Origin of the sequence: Aliterella atlantica CENA595 (genome assembly GCF_000952155.1) — a bacterium.
GTDB lineage: Bacteria > Cyanobacteriota > Cyanobacteriia > Cyanobacteriales > Chroococcidiopsidaceae > Aliterella > Aliterella atlantica.
This window is the reverse complement of the sequence record NZ_JYON01000026.1, coordinates 53,131-73,364: the sequence shown is the minus strand read 5'-3', so window position 1 is coordinate 73,364 and position 20,234 is coordinate 53,131. Positions and strand designations below refer to the sequence as shown.

Below are 20,234 nucleotides of genomic sequence, written 5' to 3'. Positions count from 1 at the left end.
ACAATTGCGACGGAGATTGTCTGACATTCTCAAAGACTTAACTCCAGAATTGATTGCTTCGCTTACAGGTTGGGAGTTTATTACTGATGCTGTATTAAGTTTATCTTCACATTAAATTGGTATTAGATACCATACTTGTCGTCCAAGGCTGAGGCAGTTGAAAAAAGTTAGGTTTAAAGCAAACATCGTGCATCTCTTGATGAAAGACTTCCAAGGTAGATGCGGATATTGGCGGCACAATTCTACCCCAATCTGCAGGCACGATCCGTCCTGCCTCTGCTTCTCGCTGCCAGTGCCGCATGAACTGTGTAGACGCAGTATGATGGTCGACGATTGTCACCCCACAGATTGTAAACGAATGCAAAACGGCGTGATTCAACTCAATCAACGCTCGGTCTTGCCATAGCGATAGTTTTGATTGCGTATTTAACCCCAAGCGTTGAGCGATCGCGGGCAATAGGTTGTAGCGCTTCACATCCCCAAAATTGCGGGAACCAATTTCAGCGCTCATATACCAACCGCTAAAGGGAGCGCAGGAATAGGAGATCCCACCAATTTCTAAGCGCCAGTCGGAAACAGCAGGAAGCGCGTGCCATTTCAGTCCCAGGTTAGCAAACCAGTCATGCTCAGGATGGACGATCGGAACTTCCAGCACTACGGCTTTTGGCAGTTCAAACCACTGAGGTTTTTGTTTGGGCATCTGTATAATCAACGGCAGAATGTCAAATTGGGTTCCTTGTCCTTGCCAGCCTAAGCGTTGACAAATTTCCGTCAGTTCGATTTGAGCGGGATCGCCGACGATCGCTCCATCGGGCTGAAGATACCCAGCATAACGAATTAACTGGGGATTCCAAATACGTATTCCAGGCTGCCTGGGTAAGTCGGGAGCAAAGATACTAATGGTTGGCGCAATATTCCCGCCGTTGGTTGCAAGTTGAATATGCTCCACGAGCGCAGCAAAAATTTCCTCGGCGGTGGTGAGATGCCGTAAATCTCTGACACGCAAAGATTCCAAGAAGATACGACCAATACAGCGCGTACTATTGCGCCAAGCGACTTTTGCCCCATAAGCCAACTCCTGCTCGGTCTGCCAGTAAATGCGCGACTTCCGATAGTCGCAAGTAATCTCTGCAAGTCGCTCTTGTAAGTATGATTCTGGTAGCGACTGTTCTTGACAAAACAACTGGAGATATTCGTTCGCCTCTAATAACAGCATCGGTAGCGATTCTGCATCTTCCATCTGGGCGCGGATTTGCTCGTTGCTAAGTTCCATAAGTATTTAAGACTTGTTGGTTAAAGCGGCAACTTTTTCAAAAGGTTTTGAGCTAACAACACTTGCAGGTTCTTGTAAGAAAAACACGCATAAGCTAGCACAAACCAAAGCTGTCACGCCCATACTGTAAAACAGGGTTTGAGCATTGCTGAGGCTGTAAATTAGCAAGTAAATTACGCCGCCGACATTGCCGTAAGCTCCGACGCTGCCTGCAATTTGCCCAGTTACGGCTCTGCGAATTAACGGCACGATGCCAAACGTTGCCCCTGCGCCAGATTGAACAAAATAAGCGCAAAGCATCGTTACAGCGATCGCAACTGTGAGAGGGGAGCGATCGTCAAGTTTGCCCATCAGCAAGTAGCTAATCCCGATGCCGATCGTCAGTCCCGTCATCGTCCATTTTCGACTTCCAGAGCGATCGCTTATCAATCCCCCACTCGGACGAGAGACTAGGTTCAGAACCGGATAAGCTGCGGCAACGACACTAGCAACTACAGCATTGAGTCCAAAGGTTTGTTCAAACCAACTTGGCAAGACCGACAACACTGCAATCTGAGAGCCGAAGTTTGTGAAATAAGTGAAGTCGAGTAGAGCGATTTGGCGCAACTGGTAGCGCTCTTTGGGGGGATAGTGCTGACTTTTTTGCAGAAATGCTGGACTGAAGGGATTGAGCGAACCAACAACCTCTCGGTTGACTTGCCAAGATTTATAGAACTGAACTACTGCCAGCAAGCCTAGAAAGCCCCAAATCAAAGCTACTTGAACTGCATTCAAGAAATGAATGTTGTTTTGAGCTAGCGGATACGTCAACAGCCCCAGCGAGACGAGCAAGCCTAAATCTAACAGTGACGATGCCCAAAAGCTGCGATCGCTCGTGACCTCCAATCCACCATGTCGCTGCGGACGTTGGTAAACTTCACCAGGAGGTGTGTCTTGAGTGCAGCGATAGTAAATAATACCATACACAGTTGTAACGACACCGACGAGCGCGATCGCCATCCGCCAGTTCAATGTTCCGCCTGTAACATAGGCACTGACTACAGCTAAAATTGGCAGACAACCCTGGGCTGCTGCTGCGCCAAAGTTCCCCCAACCACCGTAGATACCTTGTGCTAGACCCATTTCTTGGGCAGGAAACCACTCCGCAACCATGCGAACGCCGACTACAAATCCAGCCCCCAAGATGCTATTAGTCAGACTACTCCAGACCAGTTGATTAAAATCTTGAGCTGTCGCGGTCAGCAAGCAAGGTACAAGGGCAAAGGCTAGCAATATTGAAAACGTTAATCGAGGTCCGTAGCGATCGAGAACCATGCCAACAATAATGCGGGCGGGAATTGTTAATGCCAAATTACAAATCGCTAGGACTTTCAGTTGCGGCGCGGTGAGATCGAGTTCGCGCCCAATTGTTGTTGCAAATGGAGCAAAGCTAAACCAAACTACAAATGAGAGAAAAAAAGCAAACCATGTGAGATGGAGAATACGGTAGCGATCGCGAAACGAAAATAATGTACGCATCATAGGTTGCTCTTTGGTTGGCGGACAAAGATAGATAAAGAGGAGCAAAGTGTGGTAATTTATGTTGACTTAGCGAGATAGCATTGCTCTAAGATGGCTGATGGTTGTGCTAGGAAGTTGAAAGCGATCGCAAAGCTGGAGATTTACAGCAAGAAGTGGTGCAATCCCAGGCGTTAGGAACCTAGTAGCGTAAAACGGCTAGCTACCCCAAAAACTCAAAATATGATATTTAGCTTGTTGGCGATCGGGCAAAATTAGCTGCGCTCTTCGATACGCTTGTTTCGTCCAAAGCCTCAATAGTAGTCAATACTGAAATTGCCCAAGGTTTTGCTGATAGTTCTTCTGCCAACTATGAGTTGAAATTTTACGATCGCAATAGCCGCTTACAGACAGTGTTGCTGGCTGATTTCTGGCGCACAGTCAAATGATTGTATCTCTAAGTTGTAAACTATATCTTGATAGTGCAATACCAACGGAAAAATGAATTTATTTGGAGATAGATGGTACTCATATAAAACACCTCGATAGCGAAATCTCATAGCTTTTCCTCTTCGTTAATAAAAGGTAAAAAAGACTGCATTTCTCTAAGAGTCATATAAATTTCGGCTTGCTAACAGCCAAAATTACTGTTTACACTTATATCAATAAAAAGAGTAAGAGCAGTTCGGTAATTCTTCGGGCGAATGGTATGAAGTCGATCCTAACAGCTAGCTTTTTTAGAGCGATCGCCAGATTTAGATGTTTAGCAGAGCTTTGTGGTAATGTCGCGATAATTAAAAATTTCTGCACTTAATATTTACCATTAATTAGAAGCTGTTTGGGAAATTGTAGGTCTAGATTTTTTTTGTTTTGGAAGTAGAGCGCAAACACTGAAGCAACCACAAACATGATTTTTCTCGTAGCTGTTCTAGCTTTTTATGTCGCCTGGAATCTTGGCGCTAATGATGTTGCAAATTCGATGGGAACTTCAGTAGGTTCTAAGGCTATCACCCTGCGTCAAGCGTTGGTTATTGCTGGCGTGTTGGAATTTACAGGGGCGGTGTTGTTTGGACATGAAGTATCGGAAACTTTAGCAACAGAAATAGTCAATCCGGCTTTATTTGCTGATGCGCCGCAAGTATTGTTGGTAGGGATGGTGTCAGTATTAATTGCTTGTGGAGTGTGGCTGCAAATTGCCACAAGTCGCGGCTTACCTGTAGCATCTTCTCATGCTGTGGTGGGTGCGATCGCAGGGTTTAGTGCTTGTGCTGTGGGGGTAAATGCGATCGCTTGGTCGTCTATTGGTTTGATTACTCTTGGCTGGATAGTTACACCGCTGTTGAGTGCTTCGGTTGCGGCTATATTTTATAGTGCTATTAAGCGCTGGATTTTAGACAGATCAAATCAGTTAGAACAACTAGATGAGTGGATTCCTTGGTTGAGCGTAGCTTTAGTTAGTATATTTGGCGTAATTGTTTTACCACCGATTATTAACACGCCATTTATTGCTAATTTGCCTTTGCCCAGTCAAGATGTACCTTTAGTAATAGGTGCGATCGCAGCTTGTGGGATTACTTTCAATTCTTGGCGACAACTAGGTAACGTAAATCCTCACGCTCCTGCCCCAATTGAGCGGATTTTTGCAAAATTTCAGCTATTAAGTGCTTGTTTCGTAGCCTTTGCTCACGGTTCTAACGATGTAGGTAATGCGATCGCTCCTTTAGCTGTAATTGCCTATATTAATGCTACTGGTGGCGTTCCCCTCAATGGGCTAAATATCCCCTTATGGATTTTGGTATTAGGTGGGGCGGGAATCGTAGCAGGTTTAGCGGTGTGGGGCAAAAAAGTGATTGCAACTATTGGCGAAAGTATTATTACTTTGCAACCTAGTGGCGGTTTTTGTGCGGAACTTGCTACTGCAACGACAATTTTATTAGCTTCAAGGCTAGGTTTACCAGTCTCTACATCCCATGCTTTAGTTGGCGGTGTGGTGGGAATAGGCTTAGTGCAGAATCGCAAATCAATTCAATTTAACACTCTTCAAGGTATTGCTTTAGCTTGGGTAGTGACTATTCCTATCAGTGCAGGGTTAGGAGCAATCTTATTTAGCGTGGCGCATTTGTTTTTTTAGTAATCCTAAAATTGAGGAATTTACCAGCGTATATTTACGGAGATATTTTAGCGGTAGTCAGCAGTGGCATTCTATTTCTCAGTGATATTGCGCTGTATAGCAGATGGCAATCGACATAAACTTTTTTAAAAGAAATTATTTTGTAGACGTGCAGAGCGACATCATCGACCTAGACAATTGCTGGTTCGCGGTGAAGGCGATTACCTGTACAGAGAAATTTAATAGCATCTGCACTTTTTTAATAACTTAGATTTGAGCAATGGTAAGCACTGTAGTTGATTATCGAGTGATAATAATGGAGCCGTATTCCTTCCAGGAAGTGACTCAAGCGATAGAAGCATTAATGCAGTACCAATCTGTGGTCATGAACTTAAGTAAGATGGAGCCGGAACAAGCACAACGGGCAGTAGATTTTGTTACAGGTGCTACATACGCTTTGGCAGGCAATCAAGAGCAACTTGGTGAAGGCATATTTATATTCATGCCTGGGAATACATATTTAGAAGTTCAATAGTCTGAAAATACCCAAAAAATGAGTAGACAATCTTTTCTGATGTTCGATTTCGGCAAAGATAAGTTACCCAGTTTATCTACTTACTTCAGAACTACCGTTTTTTTGAATATGTATCTTTTGAATTAGCTGAGGCGATCGCTTAAATAATACTCAAGTAAGTTTGCATCAATCAGTAGAATCGCTGAAACTGAAAGTTAAAGTTATTGGGCAAGTCTTATGCGTTGGGAGTTTGGGAGAAGAAGCGATAATGTTGAAGACAGGCGAGGCAGAAATGTCGCAGGTCCCGTTGCTGGCGGTGGCATTGGCGTAATAGTATTAGCTTTAATTGCTAGCTTCTTGGGTATAGATCCATCTGTAGTTTTACAACCAGATACTACAGTAAGCGATCGCCCTACATCTGATGCTCCCCGCACTACTTCCCCACAAGAGGATAAGCAGGCTGATTTTGTTTCTGTAGTGCTTGCTGATACAGAAGATACCTGGAATGACCTATTTAGGCAAATGGGCAAAACTTATGTAGAACCCAAGTTGGTACTATTTTCCGACGTGGTTGACTCTGGCTGCGGCTATGCTAAATCTGCTACTGGACCATTTTATTGTCCAGCCGACCAGAAAATGTATATCGATTTGAGTTTCTACGACGACTTACAAAACCGCTTCCAAGCACCAGGAGATTTTGCCCAAGCTTATGTAATTGCTCATGAAGTTGGGCATCACGTCCAAAATTTGCTTGGTATCTCAGATCGTGTACGTGCATTGCAAAGCCGAGTTAGTGAAGTAGAAGCAAATCAACTTTCGGTAAGGTTAGAACTGCAAGCAGATTGTTTTGCCGGAATTTGGGCAAATAACGCTCAAAGGACGCGGCAAATTTTGGAACAAGGTGATATTGAAGAAGCACTTAATGCAGCAAGTAGTATTGGAGACGATCGCCTGCAAAGCCAATCTAGAGGCTATGTAGTCCCAGAATCCTTTACACACGGCACATCAGCCCAAAGAGTCCGTTGGTTCAAGCAAGGTATCCAAACAGGCGATCCCGCGCAATGCAACACCTTTAAAACAGCACGTTTATAAGATTGCAAAGCATTATACCCTCACCAGTGCAACCAGCATGAACTTCATCTGCGTTCATCCGCACGGCAGGTGCTTCAAGTCGGCAGAGCCGACGACAGTCGCCTCAAGTCGGGAAACCCGCCCACAGCGCTGTCTCCCCAGCGCACTGCCTCGTCCATCTGCGTTCGCTTTCACACCCCACACGCTACTTCTAACAAGAAATATGCGATCGCTTATCCAACGACTCGATTGCTGGTACGCCGTCTGGTTTAATCCAGGCTATTTGTCCAATTCTCCGACTACGAGCATAATCGCGGATTTCTGCTTTGTCTCTCCCGCCTAAATCCATTTCCACTTGCACTAAATGCGTTGAACTGCGTAGCTTTTGGGCGTATGCAAAGGCGGCGGCGTAAGCTTGGCTTGTCTCTGGAACAACTAACCAATTACTCGCTGGGGCAAATTTAGGCAATTGATGATTTGCTAAAAGAACTTGCTGCAACTCTTCTATATTCAGTGCAAAGCCAATTCCTGGCGAAGTTTCGCCTTGGGGATGATACAGTCCTAATAAGCGATCGTACCGTCCTCCCTGCCCTAATATCCGAGTTTGCGATTCGTTATCGCTGACAACTTCAAACACAATCCCCGTGTAGTAGTCAATTGTCTGAATTAAGCTCAAATCTAATACTAAAGGAAATTGCCCATTAGATAAGGGAAAACACTCATCTAGCAAAGAAATTAACGATTTGAGATAATGGACTGACTCTAACTGAGATTTATCTAAATCTAAACTAACAACTCGTTGCAATACATCGGCAGGATTTCCGCGCAAGTCGAGTAATAATAGCGCCCGCTGACGCAATTCGTCGCTTAGAGGTAAATTCTCTAAAGTAACTCGATCTAAAGATGCGATCGCACCTCTAACTTTATTCTGCCACTGGGGAGGAAATGCCGAAAGTAGCGATCGGGCAATTCCGGCTTCGCCTAATATCAACTTCCATCCATTTAACAATCCCAGTTCCTTCAAACACTCAGCTAGCAGCAATAATATTTCTGCATCTGCTAAACCACCACCACCGCCTAGCAATTCTACACCTGCTTGATAAAATTCTTGCTGGCGGTTGTAGGAGCTACTTTTGGTGCGGCGAAATACGTTGGCGTTGTAATAGAGGCGTTGAGGATAAGTAACTCCAGCCATGCGCGTCACCGCCGCCCTAGCAATTGAGGCTGTAAGTTCGGGGCGCAAGCCTAATTCTTCCTCATCTGCGCCTTGGAGTTGAATGACTGTAGAGCGATCTATTGCTCCACCTGCCATTAACATATCCAATCGCTCTAGAGTTGAAGTGATAATCTGGTGATAGCCATAGCGATGAAAGACTTGCTGCAATCGCTCTTCAATCCAGCGTTTTTGAGCAACATCTAGGGGGAGTAGATCCCTTGCGCCTGCGGGTGGTTGATATACCATTATTTTTTCTTCCCACCAAACAAACCACCAAACAAACCCCCTTTTGGTTTGTCTTCTTGTTTACCAGGATCGCTCGATCCTGTAGTCTTTCCTGGTGCTTGCGGTGCAACTTCATCTAATACTTGCTTGCTTCTTAGTGCCATTGGCTCGTTGGGATCTAGTTGCAATGCCTTATTGACATGGACTCTAGCCATTGTTAGTTGATTTTGTTTGAGATAGACTATGCCCATTAAGCTATGACATACAACATTATTCGGCTCTAATTTTAAGGCATCTTGTAACTCAATTCGTGCTTGAGGGAAATTGTTTTTTTCCATCAATTTCTGAGCGCGACGCAAATATTGATCGACGAGCGATTCTTGTTGCGGTTGTTCTGGTTCTTGAGGCGGCGTTTTCTGGGCTGTCTGTACTTCTGGTGCTGCGGTAGCAACCATTTGGGGTGAGGGAAAGGCTTTATCAGCTTTCCGCATCAAATAAACTAAATTTAGTTCGCTAATTTGGGCAATAGTTTCAGATATCTGCTCGATATCTTCATATTGCGTTTGCGCGAGTTTTTGTAGGGTAGTTCTATAAATATGGTCGATGTTATTAGTTTTATTTAGTTCTTGAGATGCAGGGTAATTTAGCTGAATTTTGTTCTGTTCTTGTCCTGCCCGTTTAGCAATATCTTTTATTAGTAACATATACTCAGAGCGGCTGCGTTCTGAGGTGAATTTTTCGTAAGCTGGATTGACAAGTTTAGAAAGTAATTCGTTGGCTTGTTGTTTTTCGGCAGCGTTTTTAGTAGCATTGCTATCAGGATGAAGGCGACGGGCAATTTTTAAGTAGCGCTGGCGGATTTCCTTGAAATCAGCATTAATAGGAACGCCGAGAATTGCATGGCGGTCTGTAAAATCAAATTTGAATAGTCCGATATTATTTGGTAAAGACATAAGGCTTTGTCTCACTTGCCTTTGATTAGAGATTTTTTAGTAATATTTAGCTTAGTTAAAGGGCGCGATCGCCCATTAGCTAGGTTAACTGATATAAATTAAATATTCCCGCTATTTAGAGATTATAATTGCCCTGCGTCGCTAAAGAAGGTATTTGCCCAAGTTCTTGACTTAAAACGTGGTGAATTTTGCCATTGGTAGCTAAAATTCTGCCCGATTCAATAATTAAAGGGCTACCATCGTAAGCTGTAACTTTGCCACCAGCTTCTAGTAGTAGAATGACACCAGCAGCAATATCCCAAGGGGAAATTCCTCTTTCCCAGTAACCATCCAATCGTCCGCAAGCGACATGAGCTAAGTCTAAAGCAGCCGAACCACTGCGACGCACGCCTTGGGTAAGGTGGGTAAGGTGACAAAATTCGGCATAATTGTTGTCAGCAGTTTCGCGGCGATCGTAAGCAAAGCCTGTAACTAATAGACTATCTTGCAATTGGGCTGTTTGGGAAACTTGGATCGGGCGGCGGTTTTTGGTTGCGCCTAAACCTGTAGCAGCGCGGAATAATTCGTGGTGAAAAGGATCGAAAATAACGCCAACTTCTGGTACGCCAGCAATTAATAGCCCGATAGATACAGCAAAAAATGGGTATTGGTGGGCGTAATTAGTCGTACCATCTAGCGGATCTATTACCCACAGATATTCGCTGCTTTGGTTGCCCAATTTGCCTGATTCTTCAGCAAGAATTGCCTGGTCTGGCAAGTGACGTTGTAAGATTTCTAATATTACCGCTTCAGATGCTTTATCGGCGATTGTGACTAAATCTCCTGGGCGACCTTTTTGAGCAGTTTCATCTTCTACCTTACCTAAATAGCTTTGCAAGACTTCACCAGCAGCTAGCGCCGCTTCTGTAGCAATTTCTAAGTAAGTTTGCAGTTGCGAAGCTGAAGGAGAATTCATAATTTAGCGATATTGAGAGCGAAATTCGGCTGGAGTCAGGCGCATAGGCTGAGAGGGGTTCCAAATTCCCCGTTCCATGAGTCTAGCCCATTCTTGAGCGAGAATTAGCCGTTGGGCGTATTTACCTTGCGGCGAGGCTAGCACGTAGCCTTGGTTTACTATTTCTTCGTTGATGAGAAGGCGATCGCACCAAATATAAGCCAAACGCCGCCCAAATTCATCTGGTTGCGCCTCTAATTCTATAACTGCACGTTTACCAATAAGCATCGCTTCTAAGCCAGCTTTGGCTGCTTTTCCCCAAGGCTGCTGGCGTAAATCGGGAGCATCGATACCAATTAGGCGTACTTTCATTATTTGGCGATTTGTAGCTGCAACTTCTAAAGTTTGTCCGCTGATTACCTTTTGCACTTCTACTGTCATTCCTTGGGGTGCAATGTTAGGCTGACAGCTTGCTAGAAATATAACTAGGGTTAAATAAATAAGAAAAGGTTTCATTAGTATGGGGAGGTTGGAAACCGCATCTACACGCCTGCGCGGATTAAGAGCATTTTTAAATAAATTATGTTTAGGTATTTAGGTCTTTTGCGGTACATATTTGGCAATAATAAGCGATCGCTCCTAGCTATACTCTCAGCAAAAGTGCTGCTAAAGAGACTTTTAGACTACTAGGTTTGATACCTTCTTGAGCAATTAGGTTAAGTTTGTCTGTATCTTGGACTAATTGGCTAACGAAGCTTGCATCGTCTAATTGGGCTTTATTGCCGTCTGTATAATCGCGTAGAAGCTTCTGTACTTGTTTATTTTCACGCCATGCGTTTAGTTTCTTGAATGTAGTTTTAACTACTGTTCTTTCTATACCTGCTGGGAAAGAATCGAGCTTGCTGACGCGCTGGTTGATTTTATAAATGCGATCGCTTGTAATTGTAATATTCTCTAGCGTTTCTGGTTGTTCTACTTGGGTTACTCGTTGTTGTTTGAGCATAACTAGCTCGTTATAAAGGTTTTGCGCCTTTGCTAATAGATGGGTGGTGGAAAATACATCGCCAGAAACAGGTGTTTTGAATGCAGTAGCGATCGCTATCCCATAACCATCTTTTTCGCCAGTGCGATCGTTCCAATATATCGTTTGTCTGCGATCGGGTATTGGTTCGCCATTTGGTCCAAAATAGTCTAGTGTCAGCGCTACTAAGCCGTTTGGTTCGTCTATTTCTCCTGTGTAGCGACCTAAACTAATTGGTAAGGCTTGATAATCTTCGCCTAGTTGCTCTACTAACTTGCCTAATTCTTCGCTGTGTAATATTTCATTATGGGTGTATAGATCGCGGCTAGTTTCCTGCTTTTGATAAGTTTCTTCTTGTAAATTCCCCTGTTCCATCCGCCTCACTTTTGCTAGGCTGCCGAGAAAATCTATATATCCTGGTAGAACTTCGTCATCAAAGAGGGTGTCGCCGTAAATTGAGGCTTTTAGCGTTTCTGCACTAGAAATACTGGGGATTGCGCCATTATTGCTTTCTAATTCTCCTACGAGTTTTTTGTGCAAATTAGTTAAACGGCTGGCTTGGCGCAACAGTTGGCTTTCACTATTGGCATAGTAGATATAAATATTTTCTACTTTGTGCTGTTTGGGGCGATCTATTCTGCCGATGCGCTGTTCTAAAACCATCGGATTCCAAGGCAAATCGATGTTAATTAGGTAGTCTGCATCTTGGAGATTTTGCCCTACAGATAGGGTTTCTGAGCCGATGAGAACGGTTAGTTCTTCTGTTGGTTTGGGGCGTTCATCTTCAGTTTTGCAGGTAGCAGCGGGAGCAAATAACCGAAATATTTGCTGGCGTTTTAAGTTAGTTTGAGAGCGATCGCCTTTTAAAGCATTAATCGGACTAATTTTGACAGGCGATCCGTGTTGGTAGTAGGTTTTAGTTGCACCAATTACCATACCAATTCCTTGAGATGCGATGGTCGCTTCGCGAACCGCCGAAGGCATCGCGCTGTTGCGAGTCATATAACGGTAGTAGTCTATTACTGTGTCGCTAAAGGTAGAAATTAGCAATACTTTATGACCTTGGCTAACTAATTCTTGGACTTTGCGCGTAACTTGCTCTCTTTTATGGTCGATCGCAAATTCACCTGTCAACAGATTTTGAATTTGTTCTAGCTGAAGCAAGTCGCCTTCACAAGCGTTCAGCATTTGTGTATAAATAGCTTGAGCGTCGTCTGGGTGCGCTTGTAAGGCATCTGTAGCAAGTTCAATAGAGCGACGTAGCTTACTGCGATTTTCCTGTTCTGCTTCTGTTTCTGCTTCATCTTCTTCTTCCTCGTCTTCATCCCAAGCTTCAGCATCGTTAAAGTCAAAAAATTCAGTTTGGAGCTTCTTTTCTGACTCAAAGCCGTAATGTAGTAGTAAAAATTCTTTTAAGCCATCAGCAGTTGGAGCAACATTATTTAAGCGGTGTTGCATTTGGCGGATGCGATCGCCAAAATTGTAAATTGTCCGCCGCAATGCATACATACTTGATTCTGCTCGTTGCAAGAAAAAGCGGCGTTGATTTTGTAGTAAACTTCGTTGTTCTACGCTACCGCGCAAATAGCGGATGGGATCGGCAAAGGGAATAAATAAACTGGTTTCAAAAGATGTGAATATTTGGTCTAAGGCTTGTTCTGTACTATTTTCAAATTGTACTGGCAACCATTCTGCTATCCGTTTGGCATACATATTTAAGTCTGGTGTAGCATCGCGCAGCATTTGGCGGGTGCGTTGCAAAAATAGTTCGCGGTACGTGCGGCGAAATAGTTCGGTGTTGTCGGTGAAGTTCTCAACACCAATGTCTCGGTTTTGAAACCAATGTTGCATTTCTGCTGGAAAGCCTAGTTCTTTGAAGCCTTCTAAGCGGCTGATGAAAGGGGAAAGGATGTTGTAGATATCTTTGCGGCTGTTATTCCAGGGTGTGGCGGTAAGGAGGAGAAAATGGCGCTGTTTGCCAGAGATGCGATCGCGCTCTTGCATTTCGACGCAAGTTTTATGAATGCGGTTATTATAATTGCGGATGCCTTCGTGGGCTTCGTCTATAATTACTAAGTCGGGACCGCCGTAGCGATAGAGGTTTTCGCGAAAGTTGCTACCTTTACGGCTCATCAAGTTTTTGTTGTAGATTTCGCAATTTTCGTTGAGCTTAAATCCCAGTTCTGCTAGTTCTCTTTCCCAGTTGGAATACAGCTTTTTGGCGGCAATAATGGCAATTTTAGCTTGCGGGTTTTGTTCGCGGTACAATCTAGCAACGGCAGCAGCTAATCGCGTTTTACCCAAACCTACAGCATCAGCACAGACGACTACGCCAAAGTCTTGCATGACTCTTAGGCAGTGTTGCGCTCCTGATTTTTGATGTTCAAAGAGGGTATCTTTGTTAACCAGTCGATCTAGTAAATCGCTGCGTTCGAGGCGAAATTGATGGGATTTTTGTTCTGCTAGCCAGTAAAGAAAGTCTTGAGGAGTGCCGTATTTTCCAGATAAAAGTAGTTCTACTGCTTGCTTGAAGCCTTCTATTTCGCTAAAGTCTGGAATTTCTAAAGATTGGCTGACTGTGGCGGGCTTCTTTGGTGAGGTGTTGTAAACGCCTGTTGTAGTTTTAACTTTAAAGTCTGTAAGGGTAATTGGTGGGTGATCGGGAGCGATCGCAATTTCACCAGTTAGGCGATCGCTTTGTCTCTCCTGAATCTCTACTTTAACTAATTCATTTACTTCAATTTCGCTTACTGTATCTAAGTTTTGACCCGTAATTTCAACTTTTGTAGTTTCTCCTGGGGTAAATTCATCGGGAGTAATGGAGTCTATAACTGGTTGCTTTAGTTTGGCGCGGCGATCGCGTTCTGCTAATACTTGTTGTAAAAACTCCTGTGATAGGTCGAAGGTAATATCTTCCCTGTGCCACTCGGTATCAAATTGAGCGATGCTAGTAAATATGGCTTCGGAATCTAGTTCGTCCCAAGAGTAGAGAAAGGTAACGCTTTCGGCGTTTTTGCTATGAGCGGCGCGAGTAAAGTTATCCGATCCTTCGTGGAAAATATGGTTATCTAAAGCGTCACTGAAGATGCCAGTTTTTTTATGATAAATGGCTCGTCCCGATTCCATTTTCACCAGTTTGATTTGCAATAATCCCAGGCGAATTAACTCCGCTAAAATTTCTGTGCTGGTAAAGGCGCTATTTTCTAAGCCATTGAGAAATTCAGCTAAAGTGCGACAGGCAAATTTGTGGCGATAGTCGGGGTCGGTTAATTTTTCTAATTCTGCGGCATCTGCGCGTTTGGTGAAGCCTTGCCAATCCATTAATAGGCGAATTTGACCTTCATTTTGGGCGATCGCTTTTAGGGGTTCTTCGTACAGTTTCAGCACGCCACTATCAAAGTATGCTGTAGAACGGCGATAGATTTGGGTGCGTTCTAGAGCGTTGCTGATAAAGGTGTTGTAATTATCTAGTTCGTCGGGGAGGTTGAATCTGCGGCGGCGATTTTTGAGTTCTAAGAAGCTTCCTGCAAGTAAAGCTTTTTCTTTGCTAACACTTTCTTGGTGGAGGAATTGTTCAATTGTAGTCAGGTTGCTGGTTCGCAGCAGCGTGAGGCTAGGTAAATTTCCTTGTTGGTGAGGTGTGTAGGTAAAAACTTTGGCGCTTTTGGGGTCAATTCGCAGCAATCTATCTGTGGCTTGTTTGTCGCCGATACCGAGAAATGTGACGATGTTGTGCAGCAGGTTGTCAGCGTCGCGGTGTTTGAATATTAGCCAGTATTGATTGTCAATACCTTTGATTGGGCTACCTTGCAGCAAGTAGTAGGGGCGCTGCTTGCGGATTAAGTCGGAGATAACGGTATCTAGCATAATTATTGCTGCAAAATCTCGATAATTTGGGATATGGCTTTCTGCGTCACAAATGTTGCCACGCTTCATCTTCTTCTGGAGTCAACCAGTCTTCTTGTAGAGAAGCTTCACTTAATAAAGCTGTTTCTAAGTTCTCTTGAGGAGGAAATTGAGGTGAGGGCAACTTACCTATTTGTTTTTTGCAAAGCTGTTTATGTTTAACATAATTAAGGAAATATATTATTTTTTGAAGTAAAATTCTGAGCATATTTTTAAATTATTTACTTCATACTTATAGGAGAAATATGATATTTATAATTACTTGTTTTATCCACTAAAAATGATTGCTCTTAATCCCAAGTTTAGAAAAAAGCAAGAGTTGCGATCGCTTCAGCAATAGATTCAGTATTTTGTCAACCGTCGTCTTGATTTTGGCGTTGTTGGATATCTGTCCAAATATCTTCTAAGCTCATCTTGTCTAGCCATTGCTGACGTTCTTTTGTGTAGTCGCCATTACCAAGATCGAACTGTTTTATAAACCGAATAGCATCAACGTATCCAAGAGCATCAACTAGGGCTTTAAAGCCTCTACGAGTTAATTCAATTGGGGGAATCATTGTTTTCTCCTTTTGGTAGAGCATTATTAGAGCCAGGATTCTAGGGTTAATGTTCCTCCTTGTTGAATCCGCTCAAAGTCGCTGTCACCTGAAACAACCGTGAGATTATGCTGTAAAGCAACGGCAGCAATCCAAAGATCGTTTTCGTCAAATCCTAAATCAGTGATTTTCGTTTTCCGGCGTTTGCTTTTTTCTTTGGGTGCAAACTGATTGAATAGCGCTGCTTTCAGTTGTGCGTAAATATCAGCAGTTTCTCCATTGATGTCGTAAGTATATATGCCTTCCAAGAAGCGGTGAGCTAAGGCTAAGTTACGCTCTTTTTGTTGAGAACGTTCTGCCATATAGATCAGTTCCCCTTTCACGATTACGCAGGTAGCGATCGCAGTATTTTCAGCTTCAGCAAGACGACGCAGGATGCTAGTATTGCCTAGAATTGCGCCGCTACAGTGGTTAGTATCTAGTAAATACATTACTCATCATCAAAGGGATTGCATTCGTAGTGGAATTTGGCTTTACCACGAGTGGCATATACCATTTCAAGACATTCTTCAAAGTCATCTCCTTCCCAAGTACCAATAGTTTTTAGATGCTCTAGAAGACTTCGCCCTGTAGATTGAGCAGGTTTGTAGGCTTCTGTTGCAATTTGGTCATCTGATGCTGCGGTGTTGGCTTCTGGTTGTGTTGGAGTTTGCTTAGTTTTGAGGAAGCGCAAGAAATCAAGAGTTTCTTCTAGAAGGGGATCGTCAGTAGAATCTATTTCTTGAAGCAGCAGTTCTTTAATAGTCATAGCAGGTAGCTCCTTTACTAGATGGGAAAGCTGGGAATTGCTTTATCAATATTTTCCATTATCTCAATAGTTTCTTTAAGAGCTACAACAATACGCTGATAGTGAATCATTATCTTCTCCTGGAAAGCGGTTTTTTGCTTGTGAACGAGTTAGATACTTAGGAATTTATAATAGAGTTACATTTCTGAGATAGAGTGTGCATGAATACTCAACTTGTAGATTCGATTGTTCAAATAGTCGCTAATCTCTCGCCAGCAGAACGAGAATTAGTTAAACAAAAATTATCTGCATTGGATAGCAATAACAGGGCTGAAAATACAGGTAGCCTTACTTTGGATGAGCGGAAAGCTTTTCTGCAAAAGCCTTTGGCAGAGCGGCGGGCTATTTTGGCTATGCAAGCAGAGGAAATGGCAACACACTATCAAGACTCGAATGATTGGAGAGAATTGATGGCTGGAGACATCATTGATGACTAACTTGCGATCGCAAGCTAGTGGGGTAAAACATTAAATTCTTCCTTTGCGTATTGAATAAGCAGAGCTTTAAAGACATCAAAAGCTAAACCACCACCTTTTTCTTTTGCTACTTTTAACACTCTTTTCCATACGTTATCGTTTCTACTAGCATCAAGAAAGTCATGACCTTCCCATGTTAGACACTTAGGTAAATAGCGGGTAGTAGAATTGAGTGTACTAATCGGCTTGTCGTAGATTTCTATTAATCCACCTTTCCAAGCAATACCTACGTTGTAATTAATTTCCTCTAGTTTATAGCCTTCAATATTTAATTGAACTGGAATATCATGTGTTGGACTCTCTTCTAACTGCATTAAAATTTTACGAATTAACTCCATGTCTCTTTTCATATTTCCAACCTAGTAATATTTATTGAATAGGAAATCCTGGAATTGCTGCATCAATTTTTTCCATTATTTCAATAGTTTCTTGGAGAGAAACAACAATCTTCTGGTAATGCAAAATATCTTCATCGCTGAGGGTACGTCCTTTGCGATCTTTGAGCCACTTTTGGCAGACTTGATAACCGCCGACGTGGAAGTTCCAGACGTTTTCGGGTACTCCTGTAAATTTGTCTCCTTTTTTATTAATTACTACTTCTCCCTGGCTAAACTTTGGATGTCCAGCATCAACTAGGCGATCGCCTCTACCTTCAACAAATTGGGTAATTAGGTTGTCTAATTTGGGAGATTTCATTAAGTGCAGTGCTACTAATTCTTCTCCGTATGTTGCTAACTGGCGGAAAAGGCGATCGCAACTTGTAAGAGGAACGCGCGGAAAGTCTATTTTGAGAAATTCAGCATAGCGGGTGCGATAGGTAGGTGAGTGAAATATGGCGTAGATGTAATAAAAAATTGCTTCTGGGGTAGGAATATAACCAAGCTTGTCTTTAATCGCATTGAGGAAATCTTCAGAGAAATTGGGGCGGCGTTGTTCTGCTGTTGTAGATTGGTGAAGATTATCTGTGTCAGGATAAAGATAGAGAGGAAATATAAATGCTCCTCCTCTTCTAAATAGATTAAGATCGCTCAAGCTATCCCCTACAAACATCACATCCCAAATAGGAGAACCTGATGCGGCTCCTGTTCTGCTAATAAGTAAACTTAAATTATTACGTTCGTGTATAAAATTCTTTGCAATTGGTAAACGGTGGTCTCCTCTCTCAATCATAAGAGGTTCGTAGAAGATGTAACGATAATCGAATGGGCGGTAATAGTAGCTGTAAACTCGACTTTTAATGTCGCTTCCTAATCTATTCTTTATTTTTGAGAAAGACCAACTCTCATTATCTTTTACTCCTTCTTGGTATGCTTCATCCAGTGTGCCATTAACTACTATTGACATACGTTGAGTTAAACTCTCTACTGTAAAGTCTGTTAGTAAATAATCTTTTCTAGTTGCAATACCCCATCCATTAGTAGACATTGCTTCTGTTATTTTTAAACCATCTTGGTATTCAGCCAGTAGATCATTATTTTGTGGAACAAACAGATAGAACGGCGACTGCGGCTGCAAAGTAGTCCACTGAGTTGTATTTATGTCGTTTTCTTTGAGCCAGTTATATTTGCACTCTTGGACACCCCAAAGGTTTGCATGATGAACAGTTGCATTTTCTTTTTTTCCATTAGGATGCTTAACAAATATGTTGATTGATACTCCTTGTTGAATATCGAAGACATTTTCATCCTTTGAACCATCAGGACAACGCTCTTTCTTTTTGCTATTACCGTGCAAATCCAGAACATAAATATCATCAAAAGTTTCCATCAAACTTTGACGCATCCCACGAAACGTAGGATTATCTAAATAACCGTGATTAGTGACAAACGCCAAGATACCGTAGCCTGTTTGTTCAATCCTCCACTGAGAAAAGCGGATAAATTTTACATAGTCGTCATTCAGCCATTTAGGATTCTTCTCACCAAGCGGTTTACCATCTACTTCAAAGTAACTACTCGTTTCTTGACTTGTAATTGTATCTTTGCCCTTGAGAAGATTACTAATCCAAGTTCCGTTATTAGCAGAGTGACCAGAATAAGGCGGATTTCCTAGCAAAACCATTACTGGCGCTTCTTGCTTGATTATATTGGCTGCATCTGCCTCATCTCTAATCCAATTGTCAAAACCATCAGCAGGGGGAATTTGAAAAGCCTCTTGCAAAGCGTTGGTCAAATAAACTCGTAATCTTTCATCCGTATCAAATTTGTAGCCTAATTCAGCTAGTTGCAAGCCCAATTTCATGTGAGCTACAGCGTAGGGAGCCATCAGCAATTCAAACCCAGACAATCGAGGTAGTAAGTGCTGAGACACATAATCTGACCAAGTTAATTGTTGGCTAGGCTTAAACGATTTATGAATATGGTCAATTACACTGTGTAAGAAAGTACCAGTGCCAATTGCTACATCGGTTATGAGAACCTTGTGAGTTTCCTTTGTATTTTTACCATCTTTAGTTTTTACCTGAACTTTAGTAGCATCAACAAGTCCATCTTCTAGCCCAAAATCAGCTTTAAGAATACTGTCAACCGATCGCACAATGTACGAAACTATCGGCTCTGGAGTGTAGTAAACTCCCCGAAGTTCTCGCATCTCTGGTTTGTATGCTTTTAAGAAGTCCTCATAGAAGCGAATTACAATATCTTCCTGATTCATCTTCTGCCGAAAGTCTGACAAAATCGCATCCATCTTAGTCTTGCGGAGAATAATAAATATATCTGCGATCGCCTCTATCAACTCCTTGCCCAATTCTTGGGACTTTTGCTCTGATATCTCGCGAAACAGCTTGCGAAGGAATGGATTAGTCTCTGGTAGCTGCTTCCAAGCATCCTGACGATTGAAATCAGTTTCTTTTGCTTTGCCTTCTCTTTCATCTTTTACATGATTAAATACTCTAGCGGTAAATAGTCCATAAGCGATTGTTTGAGCATAAATATCGGCAAAACTATAATCTTTCTCGTTATGTGGAGTCGCTTGTAAATTTGGTAATAAATCTCGCTGAAAATTCTTTAGCAGCTTATGCAGATATCCATCTTTCTTTTCAGCGTCATAAACAGTAGGAATAGCTTTCTCAATCTTCCGTGCCACCTCAGCAAGACTTCTCGCCAATTCTTTAGCAGTCTTAATCGGATCGTAGAAAACACCCTCCACCAAAGGAACCGAACACAAGGCTCTTGTCGCAATGGGTAGCACTCCTTGCTCCAAGCGCCTCAACCGCGCCAATAGTTCTGGCTCATTCCAATCAAATGTTTGGATTTGGCGCGATCGCAAACCTCCTTCATTTGGCAATACCAACGGTACTCGCCCAGCACCTTCTTTGGCTGGTAGCAGCAAATACATTACAGGCTGATCTTCCGAAACTCTGCTCGTGTAATGCTTATAAATTTCTGGTTGCGGCTCCCCAGCAGTCAAAAAACTTCTAATTTCCCCGTCTGTGGCATCATTTAGTTCAGAATAAAAGCCAACTGCGATCGGGCAAGTGTCCCTAGCTTCCGCTTCATCCTCACCAGGATGCAGATAATAGAACCTAGAACCGCCAGGATCTTTTTGTTGAACGGGATATTTTAAAATTTTGCGTAATTCTTCAACGCGCTCCTCATTTGTGCCAGTCATCAAAGCACGCGAAAGCTGCTTGGTGAAAGTCATAAACCACCAATTC

17 protein-coding genes are annotated in these 20,234 nt (G+C 42.8%); 4 read left to right on the top strand and 13 right to left on the bottom strand.

Going from position 1 to position 20,234, the window contains the following annotated elements; all coding sequences use genetic code 11:
- Window positions 1–106: 106 nt before the first annotated feature.
- The 3 genes from UH38_RS19740 to UH38_RS26895 all read right to left on the bottom strand — a co-directional run bounded on the left by UH38_RS19740 (window position 107) and on the right by UH38_RS26895 (window position 3,330).
- A complete protein-coding gene (locus UH38_RS19740; RefSeq protein ID WP_200892523.1) occupies window positions 107–1,273 on the bottom strand; it encodes a nitric oxide synthase oxygenase in 1,167 nt (388 codons plus the stop codon).
- 6 nt (window positions 1,274–1,279) lie between these two features.
- The gene (locus UH38_RS19735) at window positions 1,280–2,794 is read right to left on the bottom strand and encodes a NarK family nitrate/nitrite MFS transporter (protein WP_045056401.1); all 1,515 of its coding nucleotides are present in this window, start codon (window positions 2,792–2,794) and stop codon (window positions 1,280–1,282) included.
- A gap of 380 nt (window positions 2,795–3,174) precedes the next feature.
- Complete coding sequence (locus UH38_RS26895; protein WP_160296000.1) at window positions 3,175–3,330, bottom strand: hypothetical protein; 156 nt, start codon at window positions 3,328–3,330, stop codon at window positions 3,175–3,177.
- A 347-nt stretch (window positions 3,331–3,677) separates the two neighbouring features.
- Between UH38_RS26895 and UH38_RS19730 the strand changes: the two genes are divergently transcribed.
- The 3 genes from UH38_RS19730 (at window position 3,678) to ypfJ (ending at window position 6,486) form a co-directional block, all read left to right on the top strand.
- The gene (locus tag UH38_RS19730) at window positions 3,678–4,901 is read left to right on the top strand and encodes an inorganic phosphate transporter (protein WP_045056400.1); all 1,224 of its coding nucleotides are present in this window, start codon (window positions 3,678–3,680) and stop codon (window positions 4,899–4,901) included.
- 295 nt (window positions 4,902–5,196) lie between these two features.
- On the top strand, window positions 5,197–5,415 hold the full coding sequence (locus UH38_RS19725; RefSeq protein WP_052672474.1) for a cell division protein SepF: 219 nt from the start codon (window positions 5,197–5,199) through the stop codon (window positions 5,413–5,415).
- Window positions 5,416–5,631: 216 nt separating this feature from the next.
- Window positions 5,632–6,486 carry a KPN_02809 family neutral zinc metallopeptidase gene (gene ypfJ, locus UH38_RS19720; RefSeq protein ID WP_045056399.1) on the top strand — a complete coding sequence of 285 codons (855 nt, stop codon included), beginning with the start codon at window positions 5,632–5,634 and terminating at the stop codon, window positions 6,484–6,486.
- 190 nt (window positions 6,487–6,676) lie between these two features.
- Here ypfJ and UH38_RS19715 read toward each other — a convergent pair whose 3' ends face one another.
- The 8 genes from UH38_RS19715 to UH38_RS19675 all read right to left on the bottom strand — a co-directional run bounded on the left by UH38_RS19715 (window position 6,677) and on the right by UH38_RS19675 (window position 16,064).
- Window positions 6,677–7,927 carry an ATP phosphoribosyltransferase regulatory subunit gene (locus tag UH38_RS19715; protein WP_045056398.1) on the bottom strand — a complete coding sequence of 417 codons (1,251 nt, stop codon included), beginning with the start codon at window positions 7,925–7,927 and terminating at the stop codon, window positions 6,677–6,679.
- On the bottom strand, window positions 7,927–8,859 hold the full coding sequence (locus tag UH38_RS19710; protein ID WP_045056397.1) for a J domain-containing protein: 933 nt from the start codon (window positions 8,857–8,859) through the stop codon (window positions 7,927–7,929). The genes UH38_RS19715 and UH38_RS19710 overlap by 1 nt, the downstream gene beginning before the upstream one ends.
- 115 nt (window positions 8,860–8,974) lie before the next feature.
- A complete protein-coding gene (locus UH38_RS19705) occupies window positions 8,975–9,814 on the bottom strand; it encodes an inositol monophosphatase family protein (protein ID WP_045056396.1) in 840 nt (279 codons plus the stop codon).
- 3 nt (window positions 9,815–9,817) lie between these two features.
- A complete protein-coding gene (locus UH38_RS19700) occupies window positions 9,818–10,309 on the bottom strand; it encodes a thermonuclease family protein (protein ID WP_045056395.1) in 492 nt (163 codons plus the stop codon).
- Window positions 10,310–10,436: 127 nt separating this feature from the next.
- Window positions 10,437–14,681 (bottom strand): helicase-related protein, encoded by a 4,245-nt coding sequence (locus UH38_RS19695; protein WP_045056394.1) that lies wholly within the window; start codon window positions 14,679–14,681, stop codon window positions 10,437–10,439.
- 392 nt (window positions 14,682–15,073) lie between these two features.
- Complete coding sequence (locus UH38_RS19685; protein WP_045056410.1) at window positions 15,074–15,277, bottom strand: hypothetical protein; 204 nt, start codon at window positions 15,275–15,277, stop codon at window positions 15,074–15,076.
- A 26-nt stretch (window positions 15,278–15,303) separates the two neighbouring features.
- Window positions 15,304–15,747, bottom strand: coding sequence for a type II toxin-antitoxin system VapC family toxin (locus UH38_RS19680; protein ID WP_045056392.1), 444 nt, complete (start codon window positions 15,745–15,747; stop codon window positions 15,304–15,306).
- Window positions 15,747–16,064, bottom strand: a complete 318-nt coding sequence (locus UH38_RS19675; RefSeq protein WP_045056391.1) for a hypothetical protein — start codon at window positions 16,062–16,064, stop codon at window positions 15,747–15,749. Before UH38_RS19675 ends, UH38_RS19680 begins: the two co-directional genes overlap by 1 nt.
- Window positions 16,065–16,264: 200 nt before the next feature.
- Here UH38_RS19675 and UH38_RS19670 point away from each other — a divergent pair, with 200 nt between their 5' ends.
- Complete coding sequence (locus UH38_RS19670) at window positions 16,265–16,540, top strand: hypothetical protein (protein WP_052672473.1); 276 nt, start codon at window positions 16,265–16,267, stop codon at window positions 16,538–16,540.
- A gap of 14 nt (window positions 16,541–16,554) precedes the next feature.
- On the opposite strand, the gene UH38_RS19665 is transcribed toward UH38_RS19670, so the two are convergent.
- Complete coding sequence (locus UH38_RS19665; protein WP_052672472.1) at window positions 16,555–16,917, bottom strand: DUF2513 domain-containing protein; 363 nt, start codon at window positions 16,915–16,917, stop codon at window positions 16,555–16,557.
- Between the two features lie 31 nt (window positions 16,918–16,948).
- Window positions 16,949–20,221: a type ISP restriction/modification enzyme gene (locus tag UH38_RS19660; RefSeq protein WP_045056389.1), complete on the bottom strand. Its 3,273-nt coding sequence runs from the start codon at window positions 20,219–20,221 to the stop codon at window positions 16,949–16,951.
- Window positions 20,222–20,234 lie beyond the last annotated feature (13 nt).

What these genes read in the sequence shown, in the direction of transcription:
- UH38_RS19740 (WP_200892523.1), bottom strand. Translation starts at nt 1,273, where the DNA reads ATGGAACTTAGCAACGAGCAAATCCGCGCCCAGATGGAAGATGCAGAA.
- UH38_RS19735 (WP_045056401.1), bottom strand. Translation starts at nt 2,794, where the DNA reads ATGATGCGTACATTATTTTCGTTTCGCGATCGCTACCGTATTCTCCAT.
- UH38_RS26895 (WP_160296000.1), bottom strand. Translation starts at nt 3,330, where the DNA reads ATGAGATTTCGCTATCGAGGTGTTTTATATGAGTACCATCTATCTCCA.
- UH38_RS19730 (WP_045056400.1), top strand. Translation starts at nt 3,678, where the DNA reads ATGATTTTTCTCGTAGCTGTTCTAGCTTTTTATGTCGCCTGGAATCTT.
- UH38_RS19725 (WP_052672474.1), top strand. Translation starts at nt 5,197, where the DNA reads ATGGAGCCGTATTCCTTCCAGGAAGTGACTCAAGCGATAGAAGCATTA.
- ypfJ (WP_045056399.1), top strand. Translation starts at nt 5,632, where the DNA reads ATGCGTTGGGAGTTTGGGAGAAGAAGCGATAATGTTGAAGACAGGCGA.
- UH38_RS19715 (WP_045056398.1), bottom strand. Translation starts at nt 7,927, where the DNA reads ATGGTATATCAACCACCCGCAGGCGCAAGGGATCTACTCCCCCTAGAT.
- UH38_RS19710 (WP_045056397.1), bottom strand. Translation starts at nt 8,859, where the DNA reads ATGTCTTTACCAAATAATATCGGACTATTCAAATTTGATTTTACAGAC.
- UH38_RS19705 (WP_045056396.1), bottom strand. Translation starts at nt 9,814, where the DNA reads ATGAATTCTCCTTCAGCTTCGCAACTGCAAACTTACTTAGAAATTGCT.
- UH38_RS19700 (WP_045056395.1), bottom strand. Translation starts at nt 10,309, where the DNA reads ATGAAACCTTTTCTTATTTATTTAACCCTAGTTATATTTCTAGCAAGC.
- UH38_RS19695 (WP_045056394.1), bottom strand. Translation starts at nt 14,681, where the DNA reads ATGCTAGATACCGTTATCTCCGACTTAATCCGCAAGCAGCGCCCCTAC.
- UH38_RS19685 (WP_045056410.1), bottom strand. Translation starts at nt 15,277, where the DNA reads ATGATTCCCCCAATTGAATTAACTCGTAGAGGCTTTAAAGCCCTAGTT.
- UH38_RS19680 (WP_045056392.1), bottom strand. Translation starts at nt 15,747, where the DNA reads ATGTATTTACTAGATACTAACCACTGTAGCGGCGCAATTCTAGGCAAT.
- UH38_RS19675 (WP_045056391.1), bottom strand. Translation starts at nt 16,064, where the DNA reads ATGACTATTAAAGAACTGCTGCTTCAAGAAATAGATTCTACTGACGAT.
- UH38_RS19670 (WP_052672473.1), top strand. Translation starts at nt 16,265, where the DNA reads ATGAATACTCAACTTGTAGATTCGATTGTTCAAATAGTCGCTAATCTC.
- UH38_RS19665 (WP_052672472.1), bottom strand. Translation starts at nt 16,917, where the DNA reads ATGGAGTTAATTCGTAAAATTTTAATGCAGTTAGAAGAGAGTCCAACA.
- UH38_RS19660 (WP_045056389.1), bottom strand. Translation starts at nt 20,221, where the DNA reads ATGACTTTCACCAAGCAGCTTTCGCGTGCTTTGATGACTGGCACAAAT.